This window comes from Janthinobacterium amylolyticum, assembly GCF_051380655.1.
In the GTDB taxonomy this organism is placed as follows: Bacteria; Pseudomonadota; Gammaproteobacteria; order Burkholderiales; family Burkholderiaceae_D; genus Janthinobacterium.
This window is the reverse complement of the sequence record NZ_JBNYXL010000018.1, coordinates 26,449-49,359: the sequence shown is the minus strand read 5'-3', so window position 1 is coordinate 49,359 and position 22,911 is coordinate 26,449. Positions and strand designations below refer to the sequence as shown.

13 protein-coding genes and 1 riboswitch are annotated in these 22,911 nt (G+C 65.5%); of the genes, 3 read left to right on the top strand and 10 right to left on the bottom strand.

Features of this window, described 5'->3' with window-relative positions; genetic code table 11:
• Positions 1-32: 32 nt before the first annotated feature.
• From ACQ4WR_RS27475 to ACQ4WR_RS27450, 6 genes are all read right to left on the bottom strand, one after another.
• Positions 33-1,208 carry a zinc-dependent alcohol dehydrogenase gene (locus ACQ4WR_RS27475; protein WP_102292806.1) on the bottom strand — a complete coding sequence of 392 codons (1,176 nt, stop codon included), beginning with the start codon at positions 1,206-1,208 and terminating at the stop codon, positions 33-35.
• Positions 1,205-2,329, bottom strand: a complete 1,125-nt coding sequence (locus ACQ4WR_RS27470; RefSeq protein WP_102292805.1) for an SRPBCC family protein — start codon at positions 2,327-2,329, stop codon at positions 1,205-1,207. The genes ACQ4WR_RS27475 and ACQ4WR_RS27470 overlap by 4 nt, the downstream gene beginning before the upstream one ends.
• Before the next feature lie 194 nt (positions 2,330-2,523).
• Positions 2,524-4,353, bottom strand: a complete 1,830-nt coding sequence (locus ACQ4WR_RS27465) for a DUF885 domain-containing protein (RefSeq protein ID WP_436491207.1) — start codon at positions 4,351-4,353, stop codon at positions 2,524-2,526.
• A 134-nt stretch (positions 4,354-4,487) separates the two neighbouring features.
• Positions 4,488-5,585 carry a M48 family metallopeptidase gene (locus tag ACQ4WR_RS27460; RefSeq protein WP_436491205.1) on the bottom strand — a complete coding sequence of 366 codons (1,098 nt, stop codon included), beginning with the start codon at positions 5,583-5,585 and terminating at the stop codon, positions 4,488-4,490.
• Complete coding sequence (locus tag ACQ4WR_RS27455; protein ID WP_436491203.1) at positions 5,582-6,748, bottom strand: HPP family protein; 1,167 nt, start codon at positions 6,746-6,748, stop codon at positions 5,582-5,584. The genes ACQ4WR_RS27460 and ACQ4WR_RS27455 overlap by 4 nt, the downstream gene beginning before the upstream one ends.
• Positions 6,749-6,844: 96 nt before the next feature.
• On the bottom strand, positions 6,845-7,141 hold the full coding sequence (locus ACQ4WR_RS27450; RefSeq protein ID WP_180979267.1) for a DUF3349 domain-containing protein: 297 nt from the start codon (positions 7,139-7,141) through the stop codon (positions 6,845-6,847).
• Between the two features lie 148 nt (positions 7,142-7,289).
• On the opposite strand from ACQ4WR_RS27450, the gene ACQ4WR_RS27445 reads away from it, so the two are divergent.
• Positions 7,290-7,799: a thioredoxin family protein gene (locus ACQ4WR_RS27445; protein WP_219726773.1), complete on the top strand. Its 510-nt coding sequence runs from the start codon at positions 7,290-7,292 to the stop codon at positions 7,797-7,799.
• A gap of 18 nt (positions 7,800-7,817) precedes the next feature.
• Here ACQ4WR_RS27445 and ACQ4WR_RS27440 read toward each other — a convergent pair whose 3' ends face one another.
• Both ACQ4WR_RS27440 and ACQ4WR_RS27435 read right to left on the bottom strand, forming a co-directional pair.
• Entirely contained in the window at positions 7,818-9,818 is a 2,001-nt protein-coding gene (locus ACQ4WR_RS27440; protein WP_436491200.1) for a methyl-accepting chemotaxis protein, read from the bottom strand.
• A 191-nt stretch (positions 9,819-10,009) separates the two neighbouring features.
• Complete coding sequence (locus tag ACQ4WR_RS27435; protein ID WP_070223410.1) at positions 10,010-10,507, bottom strand: Lrp/AsnC family transcriptional regulator; 498 nt, start codon at positions 10,505-10,507, stop codon at positions 10,010-10,012.
• Positions 10,508-10,659: 152 nt separating this feature from the next.
• Between ACQ4WR_RS27435 and ACQ4WR_RS27430 the strand changes: the two genes are divergently transcribed.
• Positions 10,660-12,699, top strand: coding sequence for an aminotransferase class V-fold PLP-dependent enzyme (locus ACQ4WR_RS27430; RefSeq protein ID WP_436491198.1), 2,040 nt, complete (start codon positions 10,660-10,662; stop codon positions 12,697-12,699).
• A gap of 404 nt (positions 12,700-13,103) precedes the next feature.
• Positions 13,104-21,731 carry a glycoside hydrolase family 94 protein gene (locus tag ACQ4WR_RS27425; RefSeq protein WP_436491215.1) on the top strand — a complete coding sequence of 2,876 codons (8,628 nt, stop codon included), beginning with the start codon at positions 13,104-13,106 and terminating at the stop codon, positions 21,729-21,731.
• Here ACQ4WR_RS27425 and ACQ4WR_RS27420 read toward each other — a convergent pair.
• Both ACQ4WR_RS27420 and ACQ4WR_RS27415 read right to left on the bottom strand, forming a co-directional pair.
• The gene (locus tag ACQ4WR_RS27420) at positions 21,717-21,998 is read right to left on the bottom strand and encodes a hypothetical protein (RefSeq protein WP_436491196.1); all 282 of its coding nucleotides are present in this window, start codon (positions 21,996-21,998) and stop codon (positions 21,717-21,719) included. The two genes, ACQ4WR_RS27425 and ACQ4WR_RS27420, sit on opposite strands and share 15 nt — an antisense overlap.
• A gap of 112 nt (positions 21,999-22,110) precedes the next feature.
• Positions 22,111-22,686 (bottom strand): TMEM165/GDT1 family protein, encoded by a 576-nt coding sequence (locus ACQ4WR_RS27415; RefSeq protein WP_102292797.1) that lies wholly within the window; start codon positions 22,684-22,686, stop codon positions 22,111-22,113.
• Between the two features lie 21 nt (positions 22,687-22,707).
• A riboswitch (yybP-ykoY riboswitch) is annotated at positions 22,708-22,877 on the bottom strand.
• Positions 22,878-22,911 lie beyond the last annotated feature (34 nt).

Below are 22,911 nucleotides of genomic sequence, written 5' to 3'. Positions count from 1 at the left end.
CAGGTTCGCGCCATGCGGTCCGGACAAGGCGCTTACTGTCCCGGATGCAGCACCACCTTGATGCATTGCTCCTGTTTCTTCTGGAAGATGTCGTAGCCATGCGGCGCTTCGTCCAGGCGCAGATGATGGGAAATGATGGCGCCGGGATCAAGTTCGCCCCGCTGTATGCGTTCCAGCAGGGGCTGCATGTAGCGCTGCACATGCGTTTGCCCCGTCTTGATGGTCAGTGAACGGTTCATGATGGAGCCGAATGGAATCTTGTCGCTGAAGCCGCCATAGACCCCGGGCACCGAGACCACGCCGCCGTTGCGGCAAGCCATCAAGGCTTCGCGCAAGGCCGTGGGACGGTCCGACTCCAGCTTCATCGTTTGCTTGAGGCGGTCGTAGAGATAGCTGATGCCGGAACCGTGGGCTTCCATGCCGACCGCATCGATGCAGGCGTCGGGACCCCGTCCACCCGTCATTTCACGCAGCGCATCGGGCACGTCCACCGCATCGAAATGCAGGGTTTCCGCTCCGGACAGTTCGCGCGCCATGCGCAGTCGTTCAGGATAATGGTCGATGGCGATGACCCTCTCCGCGCCGAGCAGGAGGGCGCTCTGGATGGCGAACTGTCCCACGGGGCCGCAGCCCCACACGGCCACCACCTGGCCCGGTGCGATGTCGCAGGCCTCGGCCGCCATGTAGCCGGTCGGCAGTATGTCCGAGAGGAACAGCACCTGTTCATCCTTCAGCTCGTCCGGCACCTTGATGGGGCCGACGTCCGCGAAGGGCACGCGCACGTATTCCGCCTGGCCACCCGCGTAGCCGCCCGTCAGGTGGGAATAGCCAAAGATGCCGGCGCCCGAGTGGCCCCACATCTTTTCCGCCATGTAGGCGTTCGGATTGGAGTTCTCGCACACCGAATACAGCTGCTGTTCGCAGAAAAAGCAGCGTCCGCAGGCGATGGGAAACGGCACCACGACCCGGTCTCCCACCTCGAGCTTGCGCACGGCGGCACCCACTTCCACTACCTCGCCCATGAACTCATGGCCGAGGATGTCGCCTTGCTCCATGGTTGGCACGACGCCATTGTAGAGGTGCAGGTCGGAGCCGCAGATGGCCGTGGAGCTGACCTTGATGATGGCGTCGCCCGGATTGAGGATGGCGGGATCGGGCACCTGCTCGACCCGCACGTCGCGCTTGCCGTGCCAGCAATTGGCTTTCATGACAGACCTCCGTTCGTTTGCGTACCGGCAGCATGTGCCTTGTTGCCGGCGTTGTTGCCAGCCTTGTTTGCAGCCTTGTCCAGCAGCCGCGTCTTGAAGCTGCGTTTGCCCGATGGCTGGCCCTCTGTGGTGCTGACTTCGCCCGTTTCCATCCACTGCTTGAAGCGGCGCAAGGTGGTGTCGATCTTGTAGGCGGGCGCCTGGCTGAAGAGGCCGGCGATGGCTGCGCCTGCCTTGCCGACGGGCGCCTGCATGTGCAGTTGCAGGGTGACCACCGTGCCGTGCCCGCCTGGCGCCGGCGCCAGTTCAAGCGCGCCCGTTTCCGCATGGTTCTCGGCCGCGCGCCAGCGCATGCCCTGGCCCGGACGCTCTTGCGTCAGTTCGCCTATCCAGACGCCCTCGACACTGTTCCAGCGCGAGCGGCGCGCATCGATCACCTGCACCGACTGCAGGCCGGGCATGAAGCGGGGCAGGTTTTCCAGGTCGCGCCAGGCGCGGTAGCAATCATCGGCGGAGCGGTTGACGATCACGCTCTTTTGCAGCGCCAGCCCCTCTTCGCCAGGTCCCGGCAGTTCGCTCAGCTTGCGCGGCGCCAGCTGCGTGCTGGCGAGATAGTCGATGGCCGTCACGCCGGCCACCACCGCTGCCGTGGTCGCCAGTCGCGCGCGCGCATTGCGCCGGCTGGTCATGGCCACGCCCAGCAGCGACAGATCCATGGCGTCGCCAGCCACGCGCGACCAGCGCCATGCCGGACGGGTCTCGCCACGCAGCAGGCCCACGCCGCAGGCCAGTTCGCGTAGGCCGATGACGCGTATCCAGAGGGGGGAAACACCCGTCAGGCCGCTGGCCCGCGCCAGGCTGCGCGGTGCCAGCAGCTGGGCCAGGCCCAGGCCGATGCTGAGCCAGCCAAGCGCGCTGATCATGGCCGTGTTGCCGCGCGCGCGCTCCTGGGGAATGTGCCGCTGCATGTGCCCGTCCGGCTGACCCCGCGCGCTGGTGTAATGAAGAATGCCGTCGTGCCCATTCTCGAATGCGGCGGATGTTTCCGCCGGCATGGCCGGCTGCTGTTGCCATGTTGGCGGACGCGCCGTGGCGCCGTCGCTCCTGTCTTCGTTTTGCATGCTGCCTCCCTTCTGTGTGTGGGAATTAGGCAGCGTTGTCTGGCAGGCGTTCCGGCAGGCGTGCGTGGGATGCGCTGTTTTATGCACGCTTCTGTGCCAGATCAAGTATCGGCGCGAAAAAAAGCGGCGGCCCTGGCTGGGGCCGCCGCTATTGCAGAACGGGCTAGCTTACCGGGCTAGCGTACTTGGTGCGTTTACTTCTGCTGCGCGATCCAGCGGTCGACCTTGGCTTCCAGCAGTTTCAACGGCAGGGTGCCATCGCCGAGCACCACTTCGTGGAACTTCGGCAGGCTGAACTTGTCGCCCAGCGCCTGCTGCGCGCGTTGGCGCAGTTCAACGATTTTCAGGGCGCCGATCTTGTAGCCGAGCGCCTGGCCCGGCCACGCCATGTAGCGTTCCGTCTCGCTTCTGGCCACGGCGTCGTAGCCGAGCGTATCGCGCATGTACTTGATGGTCTGCTCGCGCGTCCAGCCCTTGGTGTGCAAGCCCGTGTCGACCACCAGGCGCACGGCGCGCAGCATCTCGTCGTTCAGGTGGCCGAAATACTGGGCCGGATCGTCGAACAGGCCCATTTCCTTGCCCAGGGTTTCCGCGTACAGGGCCCAGCCTTCCGTGAAGGCATTGTTGCCGCCGAAGCGGCGGAAGTTCGGCAAGTCCATCTCCTGCACCAGCGCCAGGTGGAAATGGTGGCCAGGCTTGCCTTCATGCAGGAACAGGGTGGTCATGCCCGTGTCGCCATACAGTGTCGGATCCGTGACAACAGACCAGAAAACGCCCGGACGCGAACCGTCGGCGGCCGGCGCCGTGTAGTGGTCGGCGGCCGTGTCGCGGCTCAGTTCAGGTTCCAGGCGCAAGTCCAGCGGCGCCTTCGGCACCAAGGTGAACAGGGCGGGCAATTTGCTGTCAAGCAGCACATTCATCTTGCGGTAGACGTCCAGCACTTCCTGGTCCGTCTTGAACGGGCGGTATTTCGCCTGTTGCGAGACCCACACGGGCAGGCCGGCGGCCGGGCCGTTGTAGCCCATCTTCGGTCCGACGATGGCGTATTGTTCCTGGATGCGCGCCACTTCCTTCAAGCCGATGGCGTGGATCTGTTCCGGCTGCATGTCCGTGGTGGTGCTGCTGGCCACGCGCGCCTGGTACCAGGCGGCGCCATCGGGCAGGGCGCTCCAGCCGCTGCTGCCGCGGCCCGCCGGCAGGTAGTCGCGTTCCATGAAGGTGGCCAGGCGCTGCAGGGCCGGCATCAGCTTGGCTTCGATGATGACGGTGTAGGTTTGCGTCAGGCGCGCCTTGTCGGCGGCGGAAAAGCTGGCCGGCAAGTTCTTGATGGGCGTGTAGTAAACGCTGTCCTGCGGCGTGGCGCTGACGAGTTTTTTAAATTGCGGCAAGGCCGATTCCGTCAGCGCTTTCGGCAGCACGATGCCCTTCTGCATGCCGACTTGCATGTTGGCGATGGCCTGGTCGATCCAGCCCGGCAATTGCCCGATACGGCTCAGGTAAGCGTCGTATTCCTTGACCGTGGTCAGCGGCTGCGATGCCTCGCCACCCGCATAGTTGGCCAGGGTGACGGGCATGCTGTCCATCTGGTTCAGCGGCAGCAGGTGTTCGGGGAAGCGCTCGAAGCTCAGCGCCGTCGCCAGTTCATAGTCGAGAATGTCGTAGTTGATCTGGTCCTGCTGCGACAGCTGCGCGCGGGCGATGGCGCGCAAGGTTTTCTGGTACTGGTGATACAACGCAAACTGTTTTGCCCGCGCGGCAGGCACGATGGCGGAACCGATCTGGTCGTCAAAACGGTTGTCGCCGCTTTCGGTGGCGCCGATCGGCTCGAAACGGGCCAGCGCATCGTAGTACTGGTCGGCCAGCACTTGCAGCTGCTGTTTGGCTTGTGGCGCGCTGGTGGCAGGCGCGGCGGGCGCAACGGCGGCCTTGGCTGCGGCCGGGGCCGCTTGCGCCATGGGCGCGTAGGCGAGTAGCAGGGAGACGGCCAGGGTGCCGAGGGTGCCGGCGGCAATACGATGCTTCATGCGCGATGTCCTTTGTAAGGAGGGAATGAACGGGGCGTAGCGGAGTCGGGGTGGCCGGTCGCGAAGGAGCAGCCGGGGCGTAAGCATACGCGATTGCCTGCTGCGTTTGGATAAATTGTACGAGAGGAATGTTGCTATTTTGCCGTAGGCGGCAGGGCCGCTTTCATGCCCTGCCAGTGGCTGCTGCTCAAGGGACGGCAGGCGGGGCAGGGGGTGGCGGCGATCAGGCTGCGGATTTGCTGCGCGCGCGCCGCCGTCTGCGGGTGCGAGGAAATCCAGCCCGGTACCTTCGCCTGGTCCTTGTCATCGAGCTTCTGGAAAAAGCGCAGCATGCCATCGGGACGGATCTGCGCGCGCTGCAGGGCGAGCAAGCCCAGGCGGTCGGCTTCTTCTTCCATGTCGCGGCTGAAATACAGGGTGCCGGCCTGGTGCGCCAGCATGGCGGCCACGGCGCTGATATCGCCGATGGTCACGCCCACCAGCGCGCCCCAGCCCAGGCTGCTGATCATTTGCCGCAGCGAATGGCGCTGTTCCACGTGCTGCACTTCATGCGCCAGCACGCCGGCCAGCTCGCCCGGATCGGCCGCCTGGCGCAGCAAGCCCGTATGCACGACGATGATGCCGCCGGGCATGGCAAACGCGTTGACGCTCTCATCGTTCTTGACCAGCCAGCGGTAGGAGTAGCGCGAGCCGGCCGTCAGTTGCTGGCCGATATCCTGCACCGTCTGCTGCGCGATCCCCTTCTCGACGATGCCGCCCTGCGCGCGCACCTGCGCCAGGGCCAGCTCGCCCAGCTGCTTTTCCGTCGACAGGGGAATCAGGCCGGCCAGCGCGCCGATGGCATTGCCGCCTTGCCACCACAGCAAGGCGGCGGCAACGACGCCCGCGCCCGTCAAGGCTGCCAGCCAGCCCGACACTTGCCGGCGGTTGCGCTGGCGCTCGTTCCACAGGCGCTGCAGCTGCGGCTGCAGCGCGGCCGGCGCCTCGTTCAGGACGATGGCGAGGTCGCCGGCTGCCAGCGGCTTGAGCGACGCTTGCCGGCCCTGGCCGTCGAGCCAGTTGAGGAACAGTTCCGGGCCATCGACGCCGCCCACGCTGACGATCAGCTGCCCGACGTCAACGGTGACGCCGGGCGCATCGACGGCCAGCTGGCTGCCGAAGAAATGCGCGCTGACGGGCGTGCCGGCCGGACCGCCATCGGCGCCGGTCAGCAGCGCCTGGAACGCCGTCATGCGGCGGCCTCGGCAAAGCGGCTTTCGTACAGGGCCGCCATCAGGTCGGACTGGCTGATGATGCCGGCCAGGCGCTCTTCGTCATCGAGGATGGGAATATGGTGGTAGCCGGCGTCGGCCATCAGGGGCACCAGGTCGATGATGGGCGTACCCAGGCGGGCCGTATGCGGTGACGGCGTCATCAGCTGCCCCACCACTTCCGGCTTGTCGGTATGCGACAGGCCGCTGCGCTGCAGCAGGCTGCGCAGGCGCTGGCGCATGCCCTGGTAATCGTCGAGGCCGCCATGACGCAAAAAATCCGTCTGCGTGATGATGCCGATGACGCGGCGCGCGCGATTGACGACGGGCAGGGCGCCCACCTCGTGCTCGCGCATGGTACGCCAGGCAACATCCAAAGGCGTGCCGAATTCCACGCTGAGCACGTCCTTCGACATGATGTCGGCGCAGGTGATGACGCCGAAGCGCCGCTGGTAGGCGCGCATTTCCGTCTGCAAAAAGATGGCCTGCAAATCATCGCGGCTGATGTCCAGCACTTCGCCGTGCTGGCGCAGCACGGCATCGAGATCGTCCGGCGAAAAGCCCAGGCGCGCGCTGGGCACGTCATCCTTGGTGGCGTGCGGATGCGGCGCCACCAGTTGCTGGATGTGCGGATAGCGGCGTCCCGTCAGGTTGTTGTACAGCACGGCGCAAGCGACCAGCACGGCGGAATTGAACAGTACGGTGATGAAGACGAATTCAAAGCCGGCCGCATGCACGCTGGCGCCGCCCACCACGGTGGTGAGCGCCACGGCGCCGCCCGGCGGGTGCAAACAGCGCAGGGCGAACATCGCGCCAATGGCCAGGCAGGCGGCCAGCGCCGCCACGCCCACGCTGGGTCCCAGCCATTTCACGCAGGCCACGCCCACCAGACCGGACACCACATTGCCGCCCACCACCGACCATGGCTGGGCCAGGGGGCTGGCAGGCAGGCAGAACAGCAGTACGGCCGAGGCGCCCATGGGGGCGATCAGGTAGACGCTGGCACTGTCGGGCGCCAGCAGAAAATGGCAGATGAGGCCAGTGAGCAGCAAGCCGCAGATGGCGCCCGCGCAGGCGCGCGCCTGTTCGCGGCGGCTGCCGTTGTTCGGTTGCGGCAGCCAGCGTGCCAGGAAAGATGTCGTCATGATGGGGAGGGCGCGTTCCAGACGCGTTGCTCGGTTAAGCCCGTCATTATCCCATGCGTGCCGTTTTGCTGCCGGCAAGTGCCCATCTTGCCGGTATCAATCTTCCGCGCAGACGGCCTGCAGGCCGTGCTGGTTCAGCAGCTCCCTGATGCTGTCGGTGGCGGCGGTGCCGGGCTTGCTGCCGGCACACGCATGGATGTCATTGAGCACGCGCGCCGCATCCTTGCCCGTGGCGTCCGCCATCAGCTGTGCCAGATGGCGGTCGGAAAAGTGTTCATATAACAAGGCCAGCACGGGTCCATACGCCGTGTCGGGGATGCCGGGCGGGAAGGCGCTGCGCAGCATGCGTGCGGCGCTCCACAGTGGTTGCGGCAGCTGGTTTTGCTTGGTCAATGCATGCTCCTGGTCTTGCTTATGCGTTTTTCGTATAAGCACAGTGCAATTAAATTGTGGATATTTCCTGTAGGCAGGCATATTCTAAATGGCCATGCCTGCTGGCATCTGTTCAGTTGGCCTCACGCTTATTTCACAGGAGTTCCGCATGCGCGCTTCCATCCTTTCTACCGTTCTCGCCAGTGTGCTGCTGGCCGGCACCGCTGTTGCTGCCGCGCCAACACCAAGCAATCCCGTCGCCACGCCGCACCTGCCGTACAACGCGGCCGCCGATGCCAAGGCCGACGTGGCCCATGCGCTGGCCGAGGCCAAGGCTGCCCACGTGCCCGTGCTGCTGATCTTTGGCGCCAACTGGTGCGAGGATTGCCGCGCGCTCGACCGGGCCTTGAAGGAAGGCAAGAACGCGGAGCTGATGCAGCAGCAGTTCAAGGTGGTCAAGGTGGACGTGGGCAATTTCGACCATAACCTGGATGTGGCGCATGCCTATGGCAACCCGCTCAAGAAGGGCATTCCGGCCGCCGTGCTGGTGTCGAGCGACAACAACCAGGTGCTGTATGCCACCAAGGGCGGCGAACTGGCGAATGCGCGCCGCATGAGCGAGAGCGGCATTTATGACTTCTTCAAGCAGGCGGCCAGCGTCAAGGCGCCCGCGATGTAATGACGTGAAGCGGCAGCCTTAAAACTCTTCCCATGCATCGCTGCCCGGCGTGGCCGGGCGCGCGGCCGGCGTGCGCGTGGTGGCGATCGATGCACGCACAGCCTTGGGCGGCGTGGGCCGGCTGGCCGCTGGCTGCGCTGCCTGTCCCGTTTCTTCCAGCTTGAACACGCTGACCACCTGCGCCAGCCGGCCGGCCTGATCCTGCAGTGACTGGGCCGCGGCTGCCGCTTCTTCCACCAGGGCCGCATTTTGCTGGGTCGCATCATCCATCTGCGTGACGGTAGCGTTGACTTGCGCAATGCCCTGGCTTTGCTCCTGGCTGGCCGAGGCGATTTCTCCCATCAGGTCGGCGACGCGCTGCACGGAGACGACGATGTCCTGCATGGTGGCGCCGGCCGAGTCGACCAGCTTGCTGCCTGCTTCCACCTTGCTGCCCGAATCGACGATCAAGTCCTTGATTTCCTTCGCCGCCGCCGCCGAGCGCTGCGCCAGGTTGCGCACCTCGGTGGCCACCACGGCAAAGCCGCGACCCTGTTCGCCTGCGCGCGCCGCCTCGACGGCCGCATTCAGGGCGAGGATATTGGTCTGGAAGGCAATGCCGTCGATGACGCCGATAATGTCAGCGATCTTGCGCGAACTTTCGGTAATTTCGCCCATCGTCTGCACCACTTGCCCCACCACGTCGCCACCCTTGACGGCGTGGCCCGAGGCCGACACCACCAGCTGGTTGGCCTGGCGCGCATTGTCCGCATTCTGTTTCACGGTCGACGTGAGTTCTTCCATGGCCGCCGCCGTTTCTTCCAGACTTGATGCCTGGGCTTCCGTGCGCGCCGACAGGTCCAGGTTGCCCGAAGCGATCTGGCTCGATGCGCTGGCAATGGCCCCGGTACTGTCGCGAACTTCGCGTATCGTCACGTTCAGCGATGCGACGAAACGGTTGAAGGCGGCGGCCAGCGCGCCGACTTCGTCCTCCGATTCGACGGGCATGCGGCGGCTCAAGTCGCCATTCCCGCTGGCGATTTCGCTGAGCATGCCGGCTGCGCGCGCGACGGGCGCGGCGATGGCGCGGCTGATCACGTAAATGATGACCAGGGCGATGCCGCCGCCGACCAGGCCAGCGATCAGCGCGGCGATCAGGGCCGAGCGCGTGACATTGCCCAGCACTTCCGTTTCCGGCACTTCCGCCATCACATACAGATTCAATTCCGGCACGAACGAGGCGGCGACGAACTGGCGCCCGGCCGGCGCGTCGTAGATGGCGGAGACATATTTGGTGCCCGTCAACAGGCTCTTGCTCAAGGCTTCGCTAAAGCCGGGCAGATCCTTCAATGCATGTTTGCCGTCGGCCAGCTTTGTATCGCGGTGCACCAGCACGATGCCGTTGGCGCGCGCCAGGTAGACGTGGCCAGTCTGGCCGATCTTGTAGCTGCGAATGGTGTCGGCCAGCGCATTGATGGACAGGCCCAGTCCGGCGGCGATCTGCTTGCCGCCCGCCGTCTGGCCGCGCGCATTCAGGTACAGCATCAGGTCGCTGGAGTTTTCCGCCTTGTCGATGTCGAGCGTGTAAGCCTTGTCGCCGGCCAGCAAGCCATAGAACCACTGGTCGGCCGCCTGGTTCTTGTCCAGGGTGCGCAGCAAGCCGTCCGTGGTGAAATACTTGCCCGTGCTGGCCGAGGCCCAGTTGATCGAGGCGGCCTTGTTCTTTTTCTTGACGACCTTGGCGTAGCGCTGGAAGGTGGCGATGCCGCTGTCGGGCAGGCCCGCATCTTCCCAGTCCTGCAGGTAAACATCGTTGGCCATGGTTTGCACCACGGACAGGGGCTGGCTGATCTGGCGCAGCACGTCGTTGCGGATTTCACCCACCTGCGCCGGCAATTCCTGGCCGACGACGCGCTCGCGCACGTAATCGCTGCTCATGCGCACGCTGAGAAAAGACGAGATCGCCATAAAGAGCAGCAGGCACAAGCCCATGCTGAACAGGAGTTTTTTCTGGATGGAGAGACGGCGAAGCAGAGACATGAAAGACCTTGAAGGATGGCCTGCACAATATTAGGCAGAAAAGCGGGCAGGCAAGGTGCCAGTATACCGGCCGCGCCGCGCGCACCGCCGCACCAATGCTGCTTACCGCTCATTCATGTTGCATTGCGGCAACGTGAAAAACAGTCAATCATGGCGTTTTTTCATGCTTGCGCGCCCTGCGGGGAAATCCGTCAGGCCGGCAAGCCGTGGGCGATCAATTCCAGCGGCAGTTCCGTGCTGCACTTGATTTGTTCCATGGAAAAGGCGGACGATACGCCCGTCAGCTGTGCCGCCTTGATGAGTTTTTTATAAAACGTGTCGTAGCCCTTGATGTCGGTGGTGACGACTTTCAGCAGGTAATCGATGTCGCCGCTCATGCGGTGAAATTCCTGCACTTCCGGCAAGACGATGACGGCGGCGGCAAAGCGGCGCAGCCATTTTTCATCGTGCTGTCCCGTGCGCACGCTGACGAAGACGGTGACGGGCAAGCCCACTTTTTGCCGGTTGACGATGGCCACGCGGCTTTCGATATAGCCGTCTTCCTCCAGCCGCTTGACCCGCTTCCAGCAGGGCGTGCTGGACAGGCCGATCTTCTCGCTGAGGGCGGCGATCGACAGGGTGCCGTCCTGCTGCAGGGCGGCCAGGATGGCACAGTCGAATTTGTCGAGGGAGGCATTAGGGGAATTCATTTTGCCATTTTCCATTTTGTAGCATATACATGCTGCATGGTAGCGTATTTGCAGCATTGTTTGGCATATCTTCATGGGCCGCCGCCGCTAGACTGTAGATATGTTTCAGCCGCTAGCGCTGCCCCTTTTTATAGAATGCCCGGACTGCCATCATGAAAGAAATCTACCTCGACAGCAATGCCACTACCTGCGTGCTGCCTGCCGCCGTTGCCGCCGCCAGACAGGCGATGGAGCAGGGCTTTGGCAACCCCAGCAGCACTCACGCGACGGGCTTGCAGGCCAAGGCCATGATGGATGGCGTGCGCCATCGCGCCAGCCGCCTGCTGGGCGTGGGCGAGGGGCGATTGATGTTCAACAGCGGCGCCACCGAGGGCATCCAGACGGCCGTGCTGTCCGCCCTGTGCGCGCTGCGCGAGCGGCGCGATGCGGGCAAGCGCATCGGCAGCCTGCTGCTGTATGGCGCCACCGAGCACAAGGCCGTGCCGGAAAGCCTGGCGCACTGGAATCGTCTGCTGGGCCTGAACCTGGAAGTGCGCAAGCTGCCCGTCGATGCACACGGGCTCCACGATCTGCAGGCCCTCGGTGCGCTGATCGGCGACGCCGCCATGCTGTGCACCATGGCGGCGAATAATGAAACGGGCGTCATCAGCGATTTGTCGGCCATCGCCCAGCTGCTGCGGCAGCGTGGCGCGGACGCCTACTGGATGGTCGATTGCGTGCAGGCGCTGGGCAAGCTGGCCTTGAACCTGGCCGCCACGCGTATCGATTACGCGCCGTTTTCCGGCCACAAACTGTATGCGCCCAAGGGCATCGGCATGCTGTACGTGCGTGCCGGCGCGCCATTTACGCCGCTGATGATGGGCGGCGGCCAGGAGGCTGGCCAGCGCTCGGGCACGGAAAACATGGCCGGCATCGCCGCGCTGGGCGCCGTGCTGGCCGCGCTGGAAGACGGCACGACCTTCCGTGGCCACGCCGACCTGGCCGCGTTCCGCGCGCAGCTGGTGACCAGCCTGGAGCACGCCTTCCCCGGCATCGTCTTCAACATGCCGTTCGACTTGTCGTTGCCGACCACGCTCAATTTTTCCGTGCCTGGCCTGTCCTCGAAGGAATTGCTGGACCTGTTCGACGCCGCGCGCGTGCGCGTCAGTTCGGGCAGCGCCTGTTCCGCCGCCAAGGCCCTCCCCAGTTATGTGCTCGAAGCGATGCACGTGCCGCAGTGGCGCGCCAGTTCCGCCATCCGTTTGTCGTTCGGCCCCCTGATCGACGCGGCGACGGTTGGCGCCGCCTGCGCGCGCATCGAGCGCTGCGGCGAAGCATTGCGCAGCAGCTGCTTGCTGCCGTCGGCGCTGGCGCCATCGCCGCACGATGGCGCACAGGACGGCGTCATCCAGCTCAGTGTCGACGGCCAGTGCACCTGGCTGCTCAGCGACGCGGCCAGCGCCACCTGTGTCGTCATCGACCCTGCCGCCGCGCTGGTGCCGCGCCTGGCCGCCTTCATCCGTTGCCAGCAGCTCGATTTGCGCGCCATCGTGCATACGGCGCGGCCCGTTGACAACGGCGCGGCACGCCTGGCGCTGCTGCAGGAACTGTCCATCGAGCAGGTGGGCGACCTGGGGGCCAGCGGCGAACTGGCGCTGGGACAGCAGCGCCTGCGCCGTGTGGAATATGGCGACACGCACGTCTACCTGCTGGAGCAACGCTTCGCCTTCACCGGTGCCCTGGCGCCGCACCGCATCGCCTCGCTGCTTGATGCGGGCCTGGTGACACAGGACACGATACTGTGCGCGGCGCACGACGACGGCACCATCTGCGGCACCGCGCGCGCCATGGATGCCGGCGTGGCGCCCGCCGCCGAACTGCAGCTCGACGCGGCTGGCTTGCCGGCCTTTTTGCGCCAGCACCCCGACGCCGTCCTCGTCGATGTGCGCGAGGCCTACGAGCATGCGGCTTGCGCCGGCGGCGTTTTCGCCGGCTGCGAAGTGCGCAGCGTGCCCTTGAGCCGGCTGGCGGGGCAGGTGGCCGCCTGGCTGCAGCAGCCGCAGCGTCCGCTGGTCTTTTTCTGCCGCAGCGGCAACCGCAGCGCGCGCGCTAGCGCCTGCCTGCGCCGTCTGGGCCATGCGGCGGCATGGCAGCTCAACGGTGGCATGGCCATGGCGGAAGCGACGCATCATCCGCTGGCCATCGCTGCCTGAGATCGCCAGTAGTTCCTGCATGACCTTGCACCGCGCGCTCCCAGGCGCGGTGCGGTCGTGGGTTTTCGCCAGTTCATTTCCTCCCGGCATCTTTCCCCCGTTCACCCCGCCACTTTCTTTGCCGACACACGCCTAAAACGCCGGGTGTGTACGCTAGCGCACGGTCTTGCGCGCGGCGCGCCCCTACGATGAAGTTCAGAAAATCTCCCTATACCCTGAGATTCGTCGCAACGCTCCGGCGCTTCGCTTTCCGTTTTCGCCAGTGTCCGATCGTGTTCTTCCAGACTGGGCCAGCGTGACGGCGGCCGCTGGCTGCCTGCGCGCACCTAGCGAGGCCCAAGTTGAAAGAGTACACAGCAGTCGTCACGCAGCAAATCAAGGCACAGATTTCCAAAGCCAGGGGAATCTTCCGCGACCATACCCTTGCACCCGATACCTTCGACGCCGCGCGCGACGATGCCTTGCCCTTGCGCTCGGAATTGTTCAGCGCCATGCAGATGGCCGCCCATGGCAAGCACGTGGCCGCCGGCCATGCGGTGGGGCGGCATCATGGCCGCGACCGCCTGCTGGCGCGCCTGGCCGACAACGCGGCCCTGATCACGGCCACCGTCAATGAATTGACGGCCACGGTGAAAAGCGGGCGCCAGGTCACGCCCGCCTCGGAATGGCTGCTGGATAATTTTTACCTGATCGAAGAACAGATCCGCACCACGCGGCGCCACCTGCCGAAGAATTACAGCAAGGAGCTGCCTCGGCTCACTTCCGGCACGGATGCCGGTTGCCCGCGCGTGTATAAAATCGCGCTGGAAATCATCTCGCATGGCGATGGCAGGGTCGACCTGGAAAACCTGTGCCACTTCGTCGAGGCCTACCAGGACGTGGCCACGCTCACGCTTGGGGAACTGTGGGCCGTGCCCATCATGCTGCGCCTGGCGCTGATCGAGAACCTGCGCCGCGTGGCCGTGCGCGTGGCCGACGACCGCATGCAGCGCGACCTGGCCAATACCTGGGCCGACCAGATGACGGAAATAGCCGAGCGCAATCCCAGCGGCTTGATCCTGCTGGTGGCCGACATGGCGCGCTCGAATCCGCCCATCACCAGTGCCTTCGTGGCGGAATTGTCGCGCCGCCTGCAGGGGCAAAGTCCGTCGCTCACCCTGGCCCTGTCGTGGCTGACGCACAAGCTGGCCGAATCGGGCCTCACCATCGAGCAGCAGATCCAGTCCGAGATCGGGCAGCAGGCTGCCGACCAGGTCTCGATCGCCAACAGCATCGGCAGCCTGCGTTTTCTCGGCACCATGGACTGGCAGGAATTCGTCGAGACCATGAGCGTGGTCGAGCAAACCCTGCGCCTGGACCCGGCCGGCACGTATGGCTTGATGGATTTCGCCACGCGCGACAGCTACCGCCACGCCATCGAACGCATCGCCAAGCGCAGCGCGCGCAGCGAAGTGGAAGTGGCCGAGATGGTGGTGCAATTGGCGCACACGCATGGCAACGGCAACGATGCGCGCCGCGGCCACATCGGCTTCTACCTGGTCGGACGTGGCGTGCTGGTGCTGGAAAAGCAGGCCGGCGCCAAATTGCCGTTTGTCGAGGCGCTGCAGCATACGGCACGCGCCGCGCCGCTGGCCGTCTACCTGGGCGCGATCGCCTTTATGACCCTGGCCACCAGCGCGCTGCTGCTCGAACGCGCCGTGCGCCACGGCGTGCAGGGCTGGCCATTGGCGGCGCTGGGCGTGCTGGCGCTGCTGGGCAGCAGCCAGCTGTCCGTGGCCGTGGTGAACTGGCTGGCGACCCTGATGACGTCGCCGCACCCGCTGCCGCGCATGGATTACCAGGGCGGCATTCCGTCGGACGCGCGCGGTATTGTCGTCGTGCCGACCCTGATCTACAGCCAGGAAAACGTGGCGGCCCTGTGCGAGGCGCTGGAAGTGCGCTACCTGGCCAACCGCGATCCGAACCTGCGCTTTTGCCTGCTGACGGACTTTGTCGACGCGCAGGCGCAAACCTTGCCGGGCGACGACGCCCTGCTGCGCCAGGCGCAGGAGACCATCCGCGCACTGAATGACAAATACCGCGTGGAAGGCGTCGAGTACAAGGAAAATGGCGACCCGGCCGACCCCGATGCATTGGGCCACGTGGGACCGTTCCTGTTGCTGCACCGTCCGCGCCTGTGGAATTCGCAGCAGAATGCGTGGATGGGGCAGGAGCGCAAGCGCGGCAAGCTCTCCGACCTGCACGCGTTTTTGCGCGGCGGCGCGCGCGACAAATTCTCGCTGGTGGAAGGCGAGTTGCGCGGCCTGCGCACCATCAAGTATGTGATCACGCTCGACACGGATACACTGCTGCCGCGCGACGCGGCGCGCGAATTCATCGCCACCATGATGCACCCGCTGAACCGTCCCGTGCTGGACGCGGCCGGCACCCGCGTGGTGGCCGGCTACGGCATCCTGCAGCCGCGCGTGGCCGTGGCGCTGCCCAGCGCGAACGCCTCGCGCTACGAGCTGCTGTGCGGCGGCGAACCCGGTATCGACCCGTACACGCGCACCGTTTCCGACCTGTACCAGGACGTATTCTATGAAGGCTCCTTCATCGGCAAGGGCATTTATGACCTCGACATGTTCGAGCGCGTGCTGGGTCAGCGCCTGCCCGACAATAAAATCCTCAGCCACGATCTGCTGGAGGGCTGCTACCTGCGCGCGGGCCTCTTGAGCGACTCGCAGCTGTACGAGGAATATCCGGCCCGCTACGACGCCGACGTGAGTCGCCGCCAGCGCTGGATCCGTGGCGACTGGCAGCTGATCGGCTGGCTGCTGGGCCGTGTGCCGGGCCGCGCCGGCAAGCGCGAACGTAACCCGCTGTCGATGCTGTCGCGCTGGAAGCTGTTCGACAATCTGCGCCGCAGCGTGGTGGCGCCTGCCACGACCTTGTCGCTGCTGCTGGTGTGGGGCTTTTTGCCGCACGTGGCCTTCTGGAGCGCGGCCGTGCTGGCCATCATCTTCCTGCCGCCCGTGTTTTCAGCCCTGTACGATTTGCTGCGCAAGCCGCGCGATACCCTGTGGCGCCAGCACCTGGCCGCGTTCGAGCGGCGCTGCGGCGTGCAGTTCTCGCATGCCATGCTGACCCTCGTCTTCCTGCCGTACGAAGCGTGGATCAGCCTGGACGCCATCGTGCGCACCCTGTGGCGCCTGGGCGTGTCGCACAAGCACTTGCTCGACTGGCGCGCCTCGAACCTGCACAGCTCCTCCGGCTCGCAGGCGGACAGCTGGCGCGCCATGTGGTGCTCGCCCGCGCTGGCGCTGGCCACCTTCGGCGCCTTGCTCCACTGGCGTCCGGAAGCCTTGCCGGCCGCCGCCGTGGTGCTGCTGCTGTGGTTCGCCGCCCCCGCCATCGCCTGGTGGATCAGCCGCCCGATCGAGCGCGCCGTGGCGCGCCTGTCGGCCGAGCAGGGCCGTTTCCTGCACGGCGTGGCGCGCAAGACCTGGGCCTATTTCGACACCTTCGTCGGGCCCGACGACCACTGGCTGCCGCCCGATAACATGCAGGAGCATCCGACCCTGGTGGTGGCGCACCGCACCTCGCCGACCAATATCGGCCTGGCGCTGCTGGCCAACCTGACGGCCTATGATTTCGGCTACATCAGCATGGGCCAGTTGATCGAGCGCAGCCGCGCCACCCTGCACACCATGGGCGAGCTGGAACGCTTCCAGGGCCACTTCTATAACTGGTACGACACGCAGACGCTCAAGGCGCTGCAGCCGATGTACATCTCGACGGTAGACAGCGGCAACCTGGCCGGCCATCTGCTGACCCTGCAGCCGGGACTGGTGGAACTGTATGACGCGCCCATCATCGGCGCGCAAGTGGTACAGGGCATCCGCACGACGGCGCAGGTGCTGCAGGAATGCATCGCCGCCGAAGGCGAAGGCAAGGCCATGCGCGAGAGCATGGCGCTGCTGCAGGCGCCGGCCGCGCCGGCCAGCCTGGCCGAATGGCATGCCTATCTCGCCGCCGCGAATGGCGCCGCCGACGCCTTGCTGTCGCTGACCTTGCACAGCGAGGATGGCGAACTGTCGATGTGGACGGGCGCCCTGGCGCGCCAGTGCCGCGCGGCGCTGGCCGAGTTGCTGCAACTGGCGCCCTGGGCGGCGCAAGCGGGCGTCGACGCGGCGCTGATGCGCGTACCGACCCTGCGTGAACTGGCCAACCTGGAGAGCATGGAAGGCGCGCCGTCCGAGCTGGCGGCGCTGCTGGCGCAGGGCCGCGAACAGGCCGCGCGCTACATGCGCGACATCGCCCATGCGGCGGGCCAGGCGCGCGACTTCGCGCAGATCGAATACGGCTTCCTGTACAACCCGTCGACAAAACTGCTGGCCATCGGCTACAACGTCAGCGAACGGCGCCTGGACCCCAGCTACTACGATTTGCTGGCGTCCGAAGTGCGTCTGGCCAGCTTCATCGCCATCGCCCAGGGCCAGCTGCCGCAGGAGCACTGGTTCGCGCTGGGCCGCCAGCTGTGCATGGTGGCGGGCCAGCCCGTGCTGCTGTCGTGGAGCGGCTCGATGTTCGAGTACCTGATGCCGCTCCTGGTGATGCCGAACTACCCGAATACCCTGCTCGACCAGACCTACCATTCCGTCATCGATGCGCAGATCGATTACGGCCGCCAGCGCGACGTGCCGTGGGGGATTTCCGAGTCCGGCTACAACACCGTCGACGCCAGCCTGAACTATCAATACCGCGCCTTCGGCGTACCGGGACTGGGCCTGAAGCGGGGCCTGGCCGACGACCTGGTGGTGGCGCCATATGCCAGCATGATGGGCCTGATGGTGCGGCCGGAGGCGTCGTGTCAGAACCTGCAGCGCATGCAGGCGGCCGGCTACATGGGCCGCTATGGCTTCTTCGAGGCCATCGATTTCACCACCGCGCGCCTGCCGCGCGGGCAGGGCAGCGCCATCATCCGATCGTTCATGGTGCACCACCAGGGCATGGGCTTCCTGGCCCTCAGCTACCTGCTGCACGACCGCCCCATGCAGCGCCGTTTCGAGTCCGATCCGCTGCTGCAATCGGCCTTGCTGGTGCTGCAGGAGCGCACTCCGCAGGCGGGCGCGTTTTACTCGAATACGGCCGAACTGGCGGTGCTGCGCAGCGGCGCGCCCGAGCAGGCCATGCCGATGCGCATCCTCACGCAGGCCAACAGCGCCGTGCCGGAAACGCAGCTGCTGTCGAATGGCCGCTACCACGTCATGGTGAGCAATGCGGGCGGCAGCTACAGCCGCTGGAAAGACCTGTCCGTGACGCGCTGGCGCGAAGACAGCACGCGCGATAACTGGGGCAATTTCTGCTACCTGCGCGACCTCGACGACGGTGCAGTCTGGTCCACCATGTACCAGCCGACCCTGGCCGAGCCGAAGAAATACGAGGTGATCTTTTCCGAGGGCCGGGCCGAGTTCCGCCGCGCCGATCATGGCCTGGACCTGTACACGGAAATCGTCGTCTCGCCCGAGGACGACATCGAGATTCGCCGCACGCGCATCAGCAATAATTCAAACCGCCAGCGGCGCATCGAGATCACCAGTTTTGCCGAAGTGGTGATGGCGCCGGCGGCGGCCGATGCGGCCCATCCTGCCTTCAGCAAGCTGTTCGTGCAGACGGAAATCCTCGCGCATGAAAAGGCGATTTTATGTACGCGCCGGCCCCGCTCGAAAGAGGAGCAGATGCCGTGGCTGCTGCATGTGATGACGGTACATGATATCGAGCGCTACGAAGTGTCGTTCGAGACGGACCGCGCGCGCTTCATTGGCCGTGGCAACACGGCGCAATTGCCGCAGGCGTTGCAGGAAAGCGGCCCGCTGAGTGGCGGCCATGGTTCGGTGCTCGACCCTGTCGTGGCCATCCGCTATGTCATCACCCTGGAACCCGACCAGGCCGTCACCGTCGACAGCGTCACCGGCATGGCCGAACAGCGCGACGCGGCCCTGCACCTGATCGACAAATACCAGGACCGCCACCTGGCCGACCGCGTGTTCGAACTGGCCTGGACGCACAGCCAGGTGGTGCTGCGCCAGCTCAACGCCAGCGAAGCCGATGCGCAGCTGTATGCGCGCCTGGCCAATGCCGTGATTTATCCGAATGCGGCCCTGCGCGCCGAGGCCAGCATTCTGATCAAGAACCAGCGGGGCCAGTCGGGCCTGTGGGCGTATGCCATCTCGGGCGACCTGCCGATCGTGCTGCTGCAGATACGCGACGCGGCCAATATCGAGCTGGCGCGCCAGATGGTACAGGCGCATGCCTATTGGCGCCTGAAAGGGCTGATCGTCGACCTGGTGATCTGGTACGAAGAGCAGTCGGGCTACCGCCAGCTGCTGCACGACCAGATCATGGGCCTGATCGCCTCGGGCATCGATGCGCAGGCGATCGACCGACCGGGCGGCATCTTCGTGCGCCTGGCTGAGCAGATCGCCAATGAAGACCGCATCTTGCTGCAATCGGTGGCGCGCGCCATCATCAGCGACTTGCGCGGCACCCTGGCCGAGCAGGTCAAGCGTCCGCCCAGCCCCGTGCTGCGCATGCCGCCACTGCTGCAGGAACCGGCGCGTGAACATGCCGGCGTGCCGCACCGGGCGCCCGCGCGCGAACTGATCCTGGAAAATGGCCTCGGCGGCTTCACGCCGGACGGGCGCGAATACGTGATCACCACGGGTGCGGATCAACAGACGCCGGTGCCGTGGTCGAACGTGCTGGCCAACGCGCAATTCGGCACGGTGGTGTCGGAAGGCGGGCAGGCGTATACCTGGAGCGAGAACGCGCATGAATTCCGCCTCACGCCATGGCAGAACGACCCTGTCTCCGACTTGTCCGGCGAGGCGTTTTATGTGCGCGACGAGCAGAGTGGCCAGTTCTGGTCGCCCTCATCCCTGCCGGCACGCGGCAGCGGCGACTACGTCACGCGCCACGGTTTCGGCTACAGCGTGTTCGAGCACAGCGAAGCGGGCATCGCCACTGAATTGTGCACCTACGTGGCGTTGGACGCGGCCGTCAAATATTCGGTAATCAAGGTACGCAACGACAGCGGCGTGCCGCGCCGGCTGTCCGTCACCGGCTATGTGGAATGGGTACTGGCCGACCTGCGCGCCAAGTCCGGCATGCACGTGGCCACCGAAGTCGACACGATCAGCGGCGCGCTGTTCGCGCGCAACAACTACAACACGGAATTTTCGGGCCGGGTGGGCTTTTTCAATACGGATGCCAGCATCCGTTCCATCACTTGCGACCGCAATGAATTCATCGGCCGCAACGGCAGCCTGGCGCAGCCGGCCGCCTTGCGCCGGGTACGCCTGTCCGGCAAGGCCGGCACGGGACTGGACCCGTGCGCGGCGATCCAGGTGCCATTTGAATTGCAGCCGGGGCAGGAGCGTGAAATCGTCTTCATCCTCGGCGTGGGCGGGCGCCGCAATGCCGACGCCAGCACCATGGTGCAGCGCCATGCGGGCAAGGAGGCGGCCCGCGCGACCCTGGAAAAAGTGCGCGCGCACTGGGAAACGACCCTGGGCGCCGTGCGCATCGAGACGCCCGATCCTTCGCTTGACGTGATCGCCAACGGCTGGCTGATGTACCAGACCATCGCCTGCCGCCTGTGGGCGCGCAGCGGTTATTACCAGTCGGGCGGCGCCTATGGTTTCCGCGACCAGCTGCAGGACGCGATGGCCATGATCCATACGGCGCCGCAGCTGCTGCGCAAGCACCTGCTGCTGTGCGCGGCGCACCAGTTTGTCGAGGGCGACGTGCAGCACTGGTGGCATCCGCCTTCGGAGCGCGGCGTGCGCACGCATTGCTCCGACGACTATCTGTGGCTGCCGCTGGCCGCCTGCCGCTATGTGATCGCCACGGGCGACGTCAACGTGCTGTCGGAAGTGGCGCCCTTCATCGAGGGGCGCGCCGTCAAGCCGGAAGAGGATTCGTATTACGACCTGCCCGTGCGTTCGGGCGAGTCGGCCGACCTGTACGAACACTGCGTGCGCGCCATCCGCCACGGCCTGCGAATGGGCGTGCACGGCTTGCCGCTGATCGGCTCCTGCGACTGGAATGACGGCATGGACAAGGTGGGCGAACACGGCAAGGGCGAGAGCGTGTGGCTGGCCTTCTTCCTGTATGAAGTGCTGCAGCGCTTTGCCGAAGTGGCCGTGCTGCGCGGCGATGCGCCGTTTGCCCAGTTCTGCCGCGATGAAGCCGTGAAACTGGCGGCCAATGTCGAGGAACATGCATGGGATGGCGAGTGGTACCGGCGCGCGTATTTCGACGACGGCACGCCATTGGGATCGCACACGAACGAGGAATGCCAGATCGATTCGATTTCGCAAAGCTGGGGCGTGCTGTCGGGCGCCGCCAACAAGGAACGGGTCGCCGGCGCCATGCGCCAGGTCGACGCGCGCCTGGTGCGGCGTGACTCCGGCGTGATCCAGCTGCTCGATCCGCCGTTCGACAAATCCGATCTCAATCCCGGCTATATCCGCGGCTATGTGCCGGGCGTGCGCGAGAACGGCGGCCAGTACACGCATGCGGCCATCTGGACGGCGATGGCGTTTGCGCGCATGGGCGAGAGTGAAAAAGCGTGGGAGCTGCTGCGCATGATCAACCCCGTGCGCCACGGCGTTGATGCGCAGGCGGTGGCGCGCTACAAGGTCGAACCGTACGTGGTGACGGCCGACGTGTATGCCGTGGCACCGCACGTGGGGCGCGGCGGCTGGAGCTGGTACACGGGGTCGTCGGGCTGGCTGTACCGCCTGATCGTCGAGTCCCTGCTTGGCCTGACGCGCGAAGCGGACGTGCTGCGCCTGGCGCCGAACATGCCGGCGGAATGGGGCAGCTTCAAGCTGCATTACCGCTTTGGCGCCAGCAGCTATGCGATCACGGTGGAACAGGCGCAGGGACGCGCCGCGGGATTGTCAGTCGATGGCGTGGCGCAGGCTGGCGACAGCATCGCCCTGCGCGACGAGGGCCGCGAGTACGCGGTGCTACTGCTGTTGTAGCGCGAGGGGGCCTTGCCGTGGCGCGTCGTGCTGTACATCGTCTTGCCGCGACTGCTCGTGCTGCCATTTGTCGTGCCCGGGACGGCGCCGCCCCGCCAGCAGGATCAGGCCCGCGGCAAACAGCAGCAGGTCGCGCGTGCGTACTTCCGGGACGGTTTGCCGTGCGCCGGATGGCGCCCGATGCTGCGTGGATGCGGCGCTGGTGGCCGGCAAGGTGCTGGCGCAGGCGGCCAGGCATAGTGCCGCCGCTCTTCCTGTGAACTGCATACATTCCTTAAAAAAGCGCGCTGGCCAGTCAGGCACGGCGCGCCGGTGTTCATGTCGACGACATTGTAATTATGCACATGAACATTGTAAATAAGGAATTTTCAATGCTGTTCTAGAATCCCAGCGCCGCTCCCGCGCCCAGCAGGGTGGCCACGCCCAGCACGGCAAACACCAGTGCCGCGATGCCATGCACGAGGGGCAGCGACACGCGGTTGGCGATCTTGTCGCCCAGGTAGACGGCCGGCACGTTGGCCAGCATCATGCCGAAGGTGGTGCCCAGCACGACGGAAACAATGTCGTGGTAGCGCGCCGCCAGCGCGACGGTGGCCACCTGCGTCTTGTCGCCCATTTCCGCCATGAAGAAGGCGATCAGGGTGGTCAGGAAGACGCCATATTTGGCCAGCCTGGTCTCGTCCTCATCGAGCTTGTCGGGGATCAGGGTCCAGGCGGCCATGGCAAGGAAAGACACGCCGAGCACCCAGCGCAGCACGTCCGGCCCCAGCATGCTGGTGATCCAGGCGCCGACGGCGGCGGCAAATGCGTGGTTGGCGATGGTGGCGACGAAAATGGCCAGCACGATGGGCAGGGGCTTGCGGAATTTGGCAGCCAGTAAAAAGGCCAGGAGTTGGGTTTTGTCGCCGATTTCAGCGAGACCGACGATGCCGGTGGAGATGAGGAATGCTTCCATGAGAGTGCAAGAGGTACGTGGGCCGGACGAATTAACCAATGATCCACGGGCGACTCCGGCCCATGCGGCCGCCCTGGATCAATGGTCTCGTCAAGTTCTGCAACCACCTGCACCATGGCCTGCGGGCCAATCATGTTGATACAGGTTCCCGCGGCATGACCGCGGAACGACTACTCCCCAATGTTCGAGGCGCATCATACGCCAATGCCTGCCGGCGCGCCAGTG

Coding starts and splice junctions, on each gene's coding strand:
- ACQ4WR_RS27475 (WP_102292806.1), bottom strand. CDS start 1,208: ATGAAAGCCAATTGCTGGCACGGCAAGCGCGACGTGCGGGTCGAGCAG.
- ACQ4WR_RS27440 (WP_436491200.1), bottom strand. CDS start 9,818: ATGTCTCTGCTTCGCCGTCTCTCCATCCAGAAAAAACTCCTGTTCAGC.
- ACQ4WR_RS27470 (WP_102292805.1), bottom strand. CDS start 2,329: ATGCAAAACGAAGACAGGAGCGACGGCGCCACGGCGCGTCCGCCAACA.
- ACQ4WR_RS27415 (WP_102292797.1), bottom strand. CDS start 22,686: ATGGAAGCATTCCTCATCTCCACCGGCATCGTCGGTCTCGCTGAAATC.
- ACQ4WR_RS27435 (WP_070223410.1), bottom strand. CDS start 10,507: ATGAATTCCCCTAATGCCTCCCTCGACAAATTCGACTGTGCCATCCTG.
- ACQ4WR_RS27465 (WP_436491207.1), bottom strand. CDS start 4,353: ATGAAGCATCGTATTGCCGCCGGCACCCTCGGCACCCTGGCCGTCTCC.
- ACQ4WR_RS27455 (WP_436491203.1), bottom strand. CDS start 6,748: ATGACGACATCTTTCCTGGCACGCTGGCTGCCGCAACCGAACAACGGC.
- ACQ4WR_RS27460 (WP_436491205.1), bottom strand. CDS start 5,585: ATGACGGCGTTCCAGGCGCTGCTGACCGGCGCCGATGGCGGTCCGGCC.
- ACQ4WR_RS27430 (WP_436491198.1), top strand. CDS start 10,660: ATGAAAGAAATCTACCTCGACAGCAATGCCACTACCTGCGTGCTGCCT.
- ACQ4WR_RS27420 (WP_436491196.1), bottom strand. CDS start 21,998: ATGCAGTTCACAGGAAGAGCGGCGGCACTATGCCTGGCCGCCTGCGCC.
- ACQ4WR_RS27445 (WP_219726773.1), top strand. CDS start 7,290: ATGCGCGCTTCCATCCTTTCTACCGTTCTCGCCAGTGTGCTGCTGGCC.